This is a genomic window from Acidimicrobiales bacterium, assembly GCA_035533095.1.
Lineage (GTDB): Bacteria > Actinomycetota > Acidimicrobiia > Acidimicrobiales > Palsa-688 > DATLUM01.
The window spans coordinates 81445-94168 of sequence record DATLUM010000011.1 but is presented as its reverse complement, the minus strand read 5'-3'; the positions used below and the strand labels follow the sequence as shown (position 1 = coordinate 94168).

13 protein-coding genes are annotated in these 12724 nt (G+C 68.4%); 2 read left to right on the top strand and 11 right to left on the bottom strand.

Features of this window, described 5'->3' with window-relative positions:
- Positions 1-3: 3 nt before the first annotated feature.
- The 8 genes from VNF71_01505 to VNF71_01470 are packed head-to-tail and all read right to left on the bottom strand — an operon-like array spanning position 4 to position 7530.
- Positions 4-1197 carry an acetyl-CoA C-acyltransferase gene (locus tag VNF71_01505; protein ID HVA73227.1) on the bottom strand — a complete coding sequence of 398 codons (1194 nt, stop codon included), beginning with the start codon at positions 1195-1197 and terminating at the stop codon, positions 4-6.
- A gap of 1 nt (position 1198) precedes the next feature.
- Entirely contained in the window at positions 1199-1945 is a 747-nt protein-coding gene (locus VNF71_01500; GenBank protein HVA73226.1) for a CoA-transferase subunit beta, read from the bottom strand.
- On the bottom strand, positions 1942-2754 hold the full coding sequence (locus VNF71_01495) for a CoA-transferase (protein HVA73225.1): 813 nt from the start codon (positions 2752-2754) through the stop codon (positions 1942-1944). The genes VNF71_01500 and VNF71_01495 overlap by 4 nt, the downstream gene beginning before the upstream one ends.
- Positions 2755-3804, bottom strand: a complete 1050-nt coding sequence (locus VNF71_01490; GenBank protein ID HVA73224.1) for a branched-chain amino acid ABC transporter permease — start codon at positions 3802-3804, stop codon at positions 2755-2757.
- A complete protein-coding gene (locus VNF71_01485; GenBank protein HVA73223.1) occupies positions 3801-4670 on the bottom strand; it encodes a branched-chain amino acid ABC transporter permease in 870 nt (289 codons plus the stop codon). The genes VNF71_01490 and VNF71_01485 overlap by 4 nt, the downstream gene beginning before the upstream one ends.
- Complete coding sequence (locus VNF71_01480; GenBank protein ID HVA73222.1) at positions 4667-5395, bottom strand: ABC transporter ATP-binding protein; 729 nt, start codon at positions 5393-5395, stop codon at positions 4667-4669. Before VNF71_01480 ends, VNF71_01485 begins: the two co-directional genes overlap by 4 nt.
- A complete protein-coding gene (locus VNF71_01475) occupies positions 5392-6135 on the bottom strand; it encodes an ABC transporter ATP-binding protein (GenBank protein ID HVA73221.1) in 744 nt (247 codons plus the stop codon). Before VNF71_01475 ends, VNF71_01480 begins: the two co-directional genes overlap by 4 nt.
- Positions 6136-6138: 3 nt before the next feature.
- Positions 6139-7530: an ABC transporter substrate-binding protein gene (locus VNF71_01470; GenBank protein HVA73220.1), complete on the bottom strand. Its 1392-nt coding sequence runs from the start codon at positions 7528-7530 to the stop codon at positions 6139-6141.
- 295 nt (positions 7531-7825) lie between these two features.
- Between VNF71_01470 and VNF71_01465 the strand changes: the two genes are divergently transcribed.
- Entirely contained in the window at positions 7826-8032 is a 207-nt protein-coding gene (locus tag VNF71_01465; GenBank protein ID HVA73219.1) for a hypothetical protein, read from the top strand.
- Complete coding sequence (locus VNF71_01460) at positions 8020-8988, top strand: helix-turn-helix domain-containing protein (GenBank protein HVA73218.1); 969 nt, start codon at positions 8020-8022, stop codon at positions 8986-8988. The genes VNF71_01465 and VNF71_01460 overlap by 13 nt, the downstream gene beginning before the upstream one ends.
- 231 nt (positions 8989-9219) lie before the next feature.
- Here the strand turns inward: VNF71_01460 and VNF71_01455 are convergent, their stop codons facing one another.
- The 3 genes from VNF71_01455 to VNF71_01445 are packed head-to-tail and all read right to left on the bottom strand — an operon-like array spanning position 9220 to position 12681.
- Entirely contained in the window at positions 9220-10539 is a 1320-nt protein-coding gene (locus tag VNF71_01455; GenBank protein ID HVA73217.1) for an FAD-dependent oxidoreductase, read from the bottom strand.
- A 19-nt stretch (positions 10540-10558) separates the two neighbouring features.
- Entirely contained in the window at positions 10559-12289 is a 1731-nt protein-coding gene (locus tag VNF71_01450) for an amidohydrolase family protein (protein HVA73216.1), read from the bottom strand.
- A gap of 14 nt (positions 12290-12303) precedes the next feature.
- The gene (locus tag VNF71_01445; GenBank protein ID HVA73215.1) at positions 12304-12681 is read right to left on the bottom strand and encodes an SCP2 sterol-binding domain-containing protein; all 378 of its coding nucleotides are present in this window, start codon (positions 12679-12681) and stop codon (positions 12304-12306) included.
- Positions 12682-12724: the final 43 nt, after the last annotated feature.

The following is a 12724-nucleotide window of genomic DNA, read 5'->3' as shown; positions in this document are numbered from 1 at the left end:
CTTTTACCTCCCAGGACCTTCGAGCACTACCGCTATCCCCTGCCCGACACCAATGCACATGGCGGCGAGGCCCCACCGGCTGCCGCTGCGGTGCATCCGCCACGCGAGGGTCGCCAGGATCCGGGCGCCGGAGCAGCCGAGGGGATGCCCGATGGCGATGGCTCCCCCGGCCGGGTTCACGATCCCCGGGTCGAGCTCCGGCCATTCCCGCAGGCACGCCAGCGACTGAGCGGCGAAGGCCTCGTTGAGCTCCACACTCGAGAGGTCGCCCCAACCGATGCCCGCACGCTTCAACGCGGTGCGCGCCGCCTCCACCGGGCCGATTCCGTAGTACTGGGGTTCCACGCCGCTGACGCCTCGCGCAGCGATGCGCCCGAGAGGTTCCCGCCCGATCGAAGCGATACCGGTGTCATCGGCGATGATCAGCGCGGCGGCCCCGTCGTTGAGCGGCGACGAGTTGCCCGCTGTCACCGTGCCATCCGGTCGGAAGGACGGCTTCAACCGGCCGAGCTTCTCCATCGTGGTGTCGGCGCGGATGCTCTCGTCCCGGGCGAGGTCGACGCCGTCCACAGCGGTGACTTCCTCGGCGAACTGTCCGTCGTCCCACGCCGCGGCCGCGTTCAGGTGACTTCTGAGAGCGAAGCTGTCCTGCTCCTCCCGGCCGATGGAGTAGCGGTCCGCGAGCAGCTCCGCCCCTTCCCCGAGCGCCGCCGTCCACTCCGCGGGCATCACCGGGTTCGTCATCCGCCAACCGAGGGTTGTGGACCACATCGTCTGGCTGGTGCGGGCGAATCCCGCCTCGGGCTTGGTGACGACCCACGGCGCCCGGCTCATCGATTCGACTCCGCCCGCCACGCACAGCGAGGCGTCACCGACTGCGACCGCCCGGCTCGCCTCGACCACCGCCTCCATCCCCGAACCGCACAGGCGGTTGACCGTCGCTCCCGGCACGCCGACGGGGTAGCCGGCGAGCAGGGCCGCCATGCGGGCCACGTTGCGGTTGTCCTCCCCGGCGCCGTTGGCGTCGCCGAATACCACGTCGTCGACGAGGCCTGGATCGAACGCCGGGTTCCTCTCCTTCAAGGCTGTCAGCACGCCGGCGGCCAGGTCGTCGGGCCTCACCCCGGACAGCGACCCGCCGTGGCGCCCGACAGGCGTGCGGACCGCGTCCGCTATCCAGACGTCCGGGATGGGCACGTCAGGTCCCCTCCTGCAGCCGGCGCAATGCCACCAGCTCCCGCTCGGTGGGCGGCTCCGTACGCGCCACGTCACCCGCGATCTTCAAGCCCCACCCGGTCGCCTCCAGCACATCTGCGGGTTCCACGCCAGGGTGCACGTGCGTGAGCACGAGCTCACAGGTGTAGGGGTCGGGGTGCATGATCCCCAGGTCCGTTATCACCATGGTCGGTCCGCGGCCGCGCAAGCCGAAACGCTCCCGGTCGCCGGGGCCGTCGCCGTAGCCGACGGATGTCCGGAAGTCGAGCTTGTCGACAAATGTGCGCCTGCTTTGGTGGATCATGATCAGCACCTCTTTGCACGACGCGGCGATCTCGGGCGCGCCGCCGGCGCCGGGCAGGCGCGTGGCCGGGTTGTCGTACGGACCGATCACCGTGCTGTTGAGGTTGCCGAATCTGTCTATCTGGGCGGCGCCCAGGAAGCCGATGTCGATCCGGCCCGGCTGGAGCCAGTAGCTGAATATCTCCGGCACCGACACCACGGCGTCCGCGGTGTCGGCAAGCTCTCCGTCCCCGATGGACAGCGGCAACTTCTTCGGCTTCGAGCCTATGCATCCCGACTCGTAGATCAGCACCAGGTTCGGCGCGTGCGTCACCCTCGCGAGGTTGGCCGCGGTGCTGGGAGCACCGATTCCGACGAAGCAGCTCTGCCCGTCCCGCAGCGCCCGCGCGGCAGCCACGGCCATCATGTCCGCCGACGCGCCGTTCATCGCGCGGCTCCGGTCACGTGCCGGCGGATCCAATCACCGAACAGGTCGCGGTCGCGGCTGATCGCGTCCCAGCTCTCGTAGAACGCGTTGTCACGGACGGAGTAACCCGCCGCGTAGGACGGGTGCGAACCACCGGGCGCGTGCGCGACCGCCGTTACAACCCAGTGCGGGATGATCACACCCCCCGGTCGGAGGTCGATCCGCTCCACGACCTCCTCGACGGTGACCAGGGATCTCGAGGACGCGAGAATCGCTTCCTTCTGTACGCCGGTGATGCCCCACATCTGCACGTTGCCCTCGCGGTCCGCCTGCTGGGCGTGCACGATCCCGACGTCGGGGTTGAGGGCCGGCACCGCCGCGATCTCCTCTCCCGTGAAGGGGCAGGCGACCGTGGCGATGTTCTTGGTGTGGGCCGGGAGGCCGGTGCCGGAGTAACCCCTCAGGATCCCGAACGGCAGGCCCGCTGCACCGGCCACGTATCGGGCCGTGAGGCCCGCGTGGCTGTGCTCCTCGATCTCGAGCGGCCCCGGCCATCCGTGCTCCACGGCGTCGCGGAAGCGGTGCAGCGACCCCACCCCCGGGTTGCCTCCCCACGAGAAGACCAGCCGGTCGGCGCATCCGGCGCCGATCATCTGGTCGAAGACCAGGTCCGGGGTGAGGCGCACGAGGCTGAGGTTCCGGCGACCCTGGCGGATGATCTCGTGGCCGGCGGCGAAGGGGATCAGGTGGGTGAACCCCTCCATCGCCACCACGTCGCCGTCGTGCACGAGGGACTCGACCGCCTCACCGAGGGACATCACCTGGCCCATCTAACCCGATGCCTTCCCGCGCGCGGCCTGCTTCGCTCCCCGGATGTGGTAACCCACGGGCAGCACCTCGAGCCGTGTCCTTTGGACCACCGACCCCCAGAGCCCGCGCGGTAGCCAGATGGCGATCACCACGGCGGCGGAGCCGAAGATGATCAGGTACCAGGCGCCGTGGGAAGACAGGTTCTGCTGCAGCACGAAGAAGATGACGGTTCCGACGAGTGGTCCCTCGAGCGTTCCGAGGCCTCCTATGAGGCACGCGAAAATCATTTCGGCCGACCACTGCACGCTGAACACCGAGGTCGGCTGGACCTGCAGCTGGCTCACCGCGAGAAGCGCGCCGGCGCCGGCACACCCGAGGGCGGCCACCACGAACACGATCCGCCTGGCCCTGTCGACGCGGACGCCGGCGCTGCGCGCCCCGATCTCGTTGTCCCTCATGGCGGAAAGCTGCAGGCCGAGACGGCTCCGCAGCACCAGGTAGGAGCCACCGACGGCCAAGACCGCCACCACCAGGGCGGCCCAGTAGGTGTCGTAGGTGAACGCCTTGGGGCTCAGGCCCGACAACCCCTGCACCTTCTTCCCCGTCCCCCCGCCCAGGGACTGGATGGAGCTGATGATCAGCCGGGCGGTCTCGGCGACCACCCAGGTGGCTATGGCGAAGTACCCGCCGCGCAGGCGGAACACCACATACGAGATCGGGATCGCGAGAGCCCCGCATACAAGCATCGCGAGCGGGATCGCGGCGAATGGGCTGACATGACCCATCGCGATCACGAGCACGCTGTACGCACCCAGACCGATGAAGGCCTGCTGACCGATCGAGATCATCCCGGCGTAGCCGGCTAGCAGGTTCCACATCGCCGACACCGTGAGCAGGATGAACACGTTGACGAGCAGGTCTGTGTTGGCCGTCGAGACGAGTGAGGGCATGGCTGCCAGCACGGCCAGCAGAGCGGCTCCGGGCACGAGTAGCCATGCCGTCGGGCGCGCCGAACGCTTGACCCTGACGCCTTCGAGCGAAAACGGAGCGGGTGCCGCCTGGACGCTCATATCGCTTCCCTCACCCCCAGAAGTCCCTGCGGCCGTAGTGCCAGGATCGCGAGGAAGAGAAGGTGGCCCGCGAGGATCTGGTACGAGGGGTTGATCTGCGCTCCGATCTCCTGCGCGACGCCGAGGAGGATGGCCCCGAGGAGTGTTCCCCGCAACGACCCGATGCCGCCGATCACGACGGCTTCGAACGCGAACAGCAAATTGGCCGTCCCCGAGGTGGGGAAGAACTCGGTCTGCATGCCGGATGCGATGCCGGCGAGCGCGACCGTCGCCATCGCGATAGCCGTTGCGATCCCGAACAGGTGACGGAAGTTGGCCCCGGACAGCTGGGCTGCTTCCTTGTCGTCCGCGACTGCACGGATAAGCCGGCCGGTGGGGGTCCGCGTGAGAAACAGATGCAACCCCAGGATCACCACCACGGCTACCCCGAGGACGACCACGTTGATGAAAGCGATCGACACCGTGCTGTTCGGGTTCCACGAGTCGGCGATGAGGTTGCCGATGTTGATGGACTGCCCGTTGGAGGTGAAATTCTCGAGAAGCGCGTTCTCCGTGATCACCGAAAGTCCGAACGTCACGAGGAGCGTCGTGAACGCCCCCTGATCGAGCGCCTTCTGGAGGAGCGTCCGCTGCAGGATGTAACCACCTACAGCGAAGATCGGGACCACGACCACGAAGGACCAGACCATCGAAAGATGCGTCGATGGGACGAGGACAACGGCCACGTAGCCGGCGATGACCGCCAGGTCGCCGTGGGCGAGGTTGATGACGCCCATGACCCCGAACAGAAGCGACAGACCACACGCGAACAGCGCGTAGAAACCACCGATGAGGATGCCCTGAACGATCGCGTTGACCCAGCTCACAGCGACGTCCCTGCCCGGGTTCCCACACCGAAGTACGCCGCCTCGATCGCCACGCGGTCGAGGCCACTGGCCTCTCCTTCGAGAACCACCCGCCCCTCGAGGAGGCACTGCACCCGGGAAGCGGCTTGAAGCGCCAGACCGAGGTCCTGCTCGACGATGACGATCGTCATGCCTCCGTCCACCAGCTTGGGCAGGATCGAGTAGATGGTCTTGGCAGCGATGGGTGACAGGCCGAGTGACAGCTCGTCGAACAGCAGCACCCTCGGATTGGCGACGAGCGCCCGGCCGACCGCCACCGCCTGCTGCTCGCCGCCCGACAGCAGGGCGGCCGGCTGCCGGCGCCGTTCGAGCATCCAGGGAAAGGTCTCGTAGACCTTCTCGATGTCGAACGGACCACTGCGTGCGCGGTGGGTGCCCACGCGCAGGTTCTCCTCGACTGTGAGCGACGGGAAGAGGCGCCGCCCTTCGGGCACAAGAGCCAATCCCTCCGCGAGCCGCTGGTCCGGCCGCAGCTTCCCGAGGTCCTTGCCGCCGAGGGCGATGCTGCCCGAGGTCTGGGAGTGCAGGCCGGCCATGGTCCTGAGGAGGGTGGACTTTCCGGCGCCGTTCGCCCCGATGATCGCGACGACCTCGCCCTCGGCCACGTCGAGGGAGAAGTCCCGGACCGCACACAACTGCCCGTGGTGGACGGTCAGGTCTCTGACGCTCAGCAGGGACGAGGTCATTCCGGGATCGCCCCGACCGCCGTGTCGGCTCCCAGATACAGCTCGCGCACTCTCGGGTCCTCGATCACCTCGCCTGGGACGCCATCCGCCACCAGGTGGCCAGCCGCGAGGCAGATGAGCCTCTCGACTGTGGCGAGCAGGGCGCGCACGACGTGCTCGATCCAGATCACAGCCATGCCCTCCTCGCGGGCACCGCGCACTATGTCGACGAGCTCGGTCACCTCGGGATCCGTGAGACCGCCGGCGACCTCGTCGAGGAGAAGAAGCCGGGGCCGGGTCGCGAGAGCCCGCGCAAGCTCGAGCCGCTTGCGCTCGAGGAGCCCCAGCGACCCGGCCAGCCGGTTGGCGGAGCCTCCGAGCCGGGCGCGTTCGAGGGTCTCCAGGGCGCGGCGGTAGCTGTCCTGGCGCCCCAGCCCGCCGCCCTGCTGGGCGGCGACCAGGACGTTCTCGAAGACGGTCAACCCCTCGAACGGGCGGGGCACCTGGTACGTGCGGCCGATCCCCCGCCGGCACCGCTGGGCCGCGCCGGCGCCGGCGAGGTCCAGGCCGTCCAGCAGTACCGAGCCCGAGTCGACCTCGAGATCCCCGGAGATGAGCCCGAACAACGTGGTCTTGCCGGCCCCATTCGGCCCGACGATCCCGACCGTCTCGCCTTCCCGAACGGTCAGGGACAGGTCGTCGGCGATGACGACCTGTCCGAACCGCTTTGACAGCGAGCGCAGCTCGAGGAGCGCCGGCACCGCTCAGGAGAACGTAGCTGTGAGCGTCCCGTTGAGCGGTGTCGACGGGTTCATCGAGTTGTCCACGACGAACGCCTCGAACTGGTAGGCCTTGCCGAGCGTGCCCGTACCCGGCTTCCACTGGATGCCGACGGGCGGGATGATCCCGACGCCCGGGGCGGGTCCCGAAGTGAAGTCGATCGATCCGCACATGCCGGAGTAGTGGACCTTGTGGAGCGCGTCGGCGACCGCCGCCTTGTCGTGCGGGTCGGTGACGGCCTTAAGCGCCTCGACCGCGACCTCGAAGAGCGAGTAAGCGGAGCCCATCGACTGCACCCACTGGCTCCCCGACTGGTTCTGGTAGTCGAGGGCGAACTGCTTGGCCGTCTCACCGCTGAGCGACGACTTGTTGGGGGCGAACGGGGTCCACCATGCGTCGGTGGCGATGTTGCTCGCAAGACTTCCGAGCGCCACCACGTCTGCAGGGAACAGCAGCACCTTCGCCACGGTGGCAAGCTTCGGCCGGTATCCCCGCTGCGATGCCTGCTTCCAGAATGTGTTGAAGTCGGGGGGCAGCGGCGCGTTGACGAAGAACTGCGAGCCCGACGACTTGAGCTTGTCGATCATCGAGCTGAAGTCGGTGGTGCCGTCGGTGTACGCGCCCCCGTCGACGAACCGGTAGCCCTTCGCCTCGGCAAAGGGAGGGAACCCCGCCCTGAACGCGTTGCCGTCGGTGTCGTTGGGAAACGCCCCTCCGAACACCTTCGCCGCTCCCGTCGACGACTGGATGCGGTCCCACATCGGCAGGAAGGTTCCAGCGAACTCCTTCATGCCGAAGAAGAACATCGTGTTGTAGGTGAACGTCTTTGTCGGCGACCCTGGGTTCCCGCCGAGACCCCCGTACCATGCTTCCCACGGTACGACGGTCGACAGGCACGGAGTCTGCAGCTGCTCGCACGCGGTCGCCACCGGGTTCGTCGTCTCCGGAGCGGAGCTCGTGACGATGATGTCGACGTGGTTCTGGTTGATCAGTTGCTGAGCGACCTGTGCGGCCCGGTTCGGGTCCGACTGGCTGTCGGCCTCGATGATCTGGATCGAGTAGGTGGTGCCCCCGATCTTGAGCCCCTTGTACGCAGCCGTCGATCGAACCTTGCTCAAGACGAAATCGTCCGACAGCGAAAAGCCGGCGAGCGCCCCCGTCTTGGGGCTCACGTAGCCGATGCGGATGACGTTGCCTCCGCTGCCTCCACCGGCTGCCGTGGTACCGGATGTCCCTGGCGTCTTCGTAGACGAGGTGCAAGCCTCGAGGAGGCCACCCATGCCGAGGGCCACGACGCCGGACCCGAAGATCTTGAGCGCGTTCCGCCGGGTGAGCGGAGCAGCACCTCCTGTCCCCTGACCCTCTGTGGACGTCACGGGAAATAGTGACTCCCGATCCGGTGCTGCCTCCTGATCCATGTGAGTCCCCCTGACTCAGGCGGCCTACTGTTCGTATGGCGAACGCTTAACCGCTATGTGAACACCCGCAGTGTGCTCCATCGGGGCCTGGGTGTCAATCGTCAGGGCGGATACACGCGGCCGCGACCCGACTGACACTCTTGCGACCGATCTGCCCTCACCGACATAGAGACGTGGAAGAGTGGCAGAATTATTTCGGACGATGGCACATCTGCCAGTGGCAGAGGCACCCCGCCACCTCCAGAATGGAGTCATGATCCCCGCAGAATTCCTCCTGGACGTGGCCCGGGAGCACGCCAACCAGCTCCGCGCCCTCGGCACCACCACCGGCGCGACCCCACCGCGACCCACCACCGGACCTCACCACGCAACGACGGTGAGGGCGGCCGTCGGACGCGTGCTCGTCCGATGGGGCACCGCCCTCGCGAACGACCGGCAGGCAGCCGCGTGCGCCGGCTGACAACCCGGCGCCCGCTCGTCGCGATGGTGACGGGGCCGGGTGTGAGCGTCTTCGAGCTCGCGGCCGCCTGGGAGGTGTTCGGCACCGACTTCTCCTACCTCGGCGTCCCGTGGTACCGCTCCGTCCTCTGCAGCGCCGCCGAGCCGCCGTTCGCAACGCAGATGCCCGGCCTGACGATCACCGACGTGGAGCCTCTGACCGCGCTCCGCCGGGCGGGAACGGTCGTGGTGCCACCGATGACCCAGAAGGACCCCGAGCTGTTCGCAGCGCTCCGCCAGGCCCACCGCCGGGGCGCTCGCATCCTGTCGCTGTGCACGGGGGCCTTCGTGCTCGCCGAGGCCGGTCTGCTCGACGGGCGCACCGCGACCACCCACTGGAGCCAGACGAGCAACCTCGCCAAGCGTTACCCGTCGATCAACGTCGACCCCTGCGTGCTTTACGTGGACGGGCAGGACATCCTCACATCCGCGGGCAGCGCCGCGTGCATCGACCTCTGCCTGCACATCGTCCAACGTGATTTCGGCGCGCACGTAGCCAACGAGGTTGCGCGCGAGCTCGTCATGCCACCGCACCGCTCAGGAGGTCAGGCGCAGTTCATCTCGTCGCCCATCCCGACCGCCTCCGGCGTTGACCTCTTCGCCGGGACCCTCGAATGGGCGGCGTCGCACCTGGACGATGACCTGAGCGTCGAGCAACTCGCTCACCGAGCCGCGATGAGCTCGCGGACCTTCGCACGCCGTTTCCGGGAGTCGATCGGCATGACGCCGCACCAGTGGGTCCTGCGTCAAAGAGTCCTTCTTGCGCAACGTCTTCTCGAGACGACAGATCTGGCGGTCGACCAGGTTGCCGACGCGAGCGGTCTCGGCAGCGCGACGAACATGCGCACCCAGTTCCGTGGCGTCCTCGGGACCTCGCCGACCTCGTACCGCCGGACGTTCCAGACCCACGCGGGGTAGGGCAGGCCTACAAAGAAGGCCAGGAAGACCGCCCAGAACGTCGAGCACATCCGCCGCTGGAAACTCCTGCTCGCCGGCCAAACCGGTCCCTTCGACCGCCACCGCGGCGCCCGCAGGAGCTCCTCGGCTACAACGTCATCGGGTTGCTCGGCAACGTCGACGGCCGCCATCCACTCAAATACCTCGACGACCATCGACCGGTTCGCCAAGGGGTGATCGACCCGCGGGGACTCAGGCGGGGCTGAGCTGCAGCGGCGGCTGGGTGAGGAGCCTGGTCAGCTCCGGGTTCCGGTAGAGCTGGTCCGGCGGATCGAGCAACGAGAACACCCTCGCGAAAGCCAGCTGCGTCTCAGGGTCACCCGCCCGCGGCATCACGTTCGACCCAAGGGTCAGGTCCCCTCCCCTGTCCGACGCCGCCGACACCTGGTCGGCCAGCACCGACAGGTAGTACCAAGGCCGGATCTCGAGGGCAGCGGCCGCCTCGTAGGCCTGGACCACTGCGACCTCGTCGCCGCCGTGATCGCTAAGGGCGTCGGCCAGATGGACGGCCTGCATCATCGCCAGCGAACAACCCCTGCCGTAGGTGGGGTTGGTCACCTGGTACGCGTCGCCCAGCGCCACGAACCCAGCGACCAGCGGCAGCCCGCTGCTGTCGGTGAACGTGCGCAACCGGTTGATCAACCCGGCCATGGGGTTGACCGGGGTTATCGGCTCCACCGCGTCGGGATCGACGTACGGCGCTGCCTCAGGTACGCCCAAGCAAGCCTCGTCGAAGCGTTCAGTGTCGAGGACCCGCCGGCGCCGTGCGGTGTCGTCGGGACGCACGAAGAGGCTCACCGAGTGGGTGTCGTTGTCGGCCGGGAAGATCCCGAAGCCCACCCCGTCGTAGCGCCCTAGCCGGTACCCACCGGGGCGCGCCTCGGCGCCGTCACGCAGCCGGTAGAAGCGGGTGGCGTAGGTGGCCGGCGATTCCTGCGACTCCTCGCCAACGTTGATGCCGAGCTCAGCCAACCAGCCGGGCACGTCGCCGCGCCGGCCGGTGCTCGCGACAACAAGATCTGCAGCCACCCGACTGCCGTCTTCTACCAAGACACCCGTCACGTGGGCAGGACCCGAGCGCGACGTGTCGGCCGCGACCCCGGTGACGGTCCCGCTCCGGAACTGCACCGAGTCGTCGGCCATCACCATCTTGCGAAGCACCCACTCGTAGGTGGTCCGCCGGCAAGGCAGCGCAACGAGATCGCCGGCACCGGGCGTACCCGCGTCGATGCCCATCAGCGGGGCCATCGAAGCCTCGGGAACACCGTGATCGGCCAGCCCCTCGAGCACGTCCGGGTAGCGATCGCGCAACGTGTTGCGCAGCCGCGGCAGGAAGACGTGCGAGTGGTGGAACTGCGGGGCTCCCTTGCGGTTCCAGGCGAACGCGTCCTCGAACCGGGCCGGTACCTCGGTCGTGTCGCGCTCCAGGACCGTCACCCGGTGACCCGCGCGCGACAACGTCAGTGCCGCCGCGAGCCCTCCGGCGCCCGCGCCCACCACGACGACGTTCATGACCGGCATGATTTGCCGGTCAAGCCGCCGGCGCCGGCTGCGGGCCGCGCAGCAGGACGCCCGGGCGCTCGCCGGTCGACTCGTCGCGCTCGCGCACCACGGCACCCGACTTCACCGTCGCCACGTACCCGGTCGCCTTCTGCATCAGGCGCTTGCCGCCGGCGGGCAGGTCGTACGCGAAGCGAACCGGGCCGAGTGCGAGGTTGTCGAGGTCGATGACGTTCACGTCGGCGACGTAACCGGGCTTGAGCACTCCCCTGTCGTCGAACCCGAACAACCGCGCGGTCCGCTCGGTCTGCGCGTGCACGGCGTGCTCGAGCGGGATGCGCTCACCCTGGCTGCGGTCGCGCACCCAGTGGGTCAGCATGAACGTGGGCATGGTCCCGTCGCATATGAACCCGACGTGCGCGCCGCCATCCGACAGCCCCAGCACCGTCGACGGGTGCACGAGCCCTTCGCGAATGGCGTCGAGGTTGCCGTCGGTGTAACCCAGCAAAGGCGTGTACAGCAGCTCGTGCCCGTCGCGCTCGAGCATCAGGTCGTATGCGGCCTCGACTGGCGGGACCCCGAGCCGCTCGGCGATCGCCGCGACACTGTCCTCTCGGCGAGGCTCGTAGTCGGGCGGGTCACCCAGCGGGTAGAGGTTGCGGTTTGCGAGCTGCGCGTGGACGATCGCGACGAACGGGTTGGTGAAGCTCAGCGGTTCCGAGAGGATGGCCCGGCGCACCTCGGGGTCGCGCAGGCGGGCGATCTTCTCGTCGTGGGGCAGATCCGCGAGCGGCTGGTAGTGCTCGTGACCCGTGAAGAGGTGGTAGGTCGACTCCCACCCGACCATGAGCGACGCCGGCTTCCCGGCCACCTGCGGCACCAACCATGCACCGTCGCGGTTCAACTCGAGGCCGCGATCGAGCGCGCGCCGCCATCCTCCGGGCTGGAAGGGGATGTCGAGGACCATGTAGGTGACCGGGATGCGGGCGCGGCGCGACAGCTCCGCCATCCACTGGAACTCAGGCTCCGCACGCGAGTCGAAGAGGTTCTCACTGACAACCGAGAACACCCGCCGGCCGGCGCCCTTGAGTGCCAGCCCGATCGCGATCAACTCCTCCGGTGGCGCGAACGTGCCGGCGGCCGGCGAGCCGTCCTTGGCCATGTGGGCGAGCGTCCGGGTCGTCGACACGCCGACCGCGCCGGCGTCCACCGCTTCCGCAGCGAGCTTGGCCATGAGAGCGATGTCTTCGTCGGAGGCTGCGTCGTTGTTGCGGTCGCCGCCGAGCACGTACGCCCGAAGGGCGCCGTGGGGCACCATCGCCGCCACGTCGAGGATCCTCGGCATGCGCTCGACCTCGTCGAGGTACTCGCCGAACGTCTCCCACCGCCACGTCATGCCCTCGGCGAGGGCGGTGCCGGGGATGTCCTCGACACCCTCCATCAGCTGGATGAGCCAGTCCCGTTCGCCGGGGCGCGCCGGCGCGAAGCCGACCCCGCAGTTGCCGACCACGACGGTGGTCACACCGTGCCAGCCCGAAGGCGACACCTCCGGGTCCCACGTCACCTGCCCGTCGTAGTGGGTGTGGACGTCGACCCAGCCGGGGGTGACGATCAGGCCGTCGGCGTCGATCTCCCGCCTGCCGGCGCCGGTGACCTCACCGACGGCGGTGATGCGGCCGCCGTCTACGGCGATGTCTCCGGTAAAAGACGGGCCGCCGGTGCCGTCCACGATCTTGCCGCCGCGGATCACGAGGTCGTGCATATGGGAGCTTCTCCTTACGCCGTCAGGTCGATGATCTTGGCCTGGAACGCCACCTGCTCGGGCGTGGGCTGAACCATCTGCAGCGTCATCAGCTTGGTCATGTCGCCCGTGACCCTGATCTTGCCGGACATGAATGCCTGCATCGCCGCCTGCTGGTCCTGGTCCACGAACATCTGCTTGGCCACCGCGTATGGAACCGCGACGGTGGTCGGCGCCCCTTCGACGTGGCCCAGCTCGAAGCGCCCCGAGTCGAGATGGATCCGCACGTCCCCGTCGGGCCCGTCGGTCACCTCCATGTTCACGAGCAGGCCCTGCATCGCCGCGGGCGGCTCCGGCGCGTCGAGTGCCTTCACCGCGGTGAACCAGTCCTCCGACAGAAACGGGTGGCCCATTCGATCCAACTCCTTCCTCCCACCGGCCCGGGCCGGCCCCGGA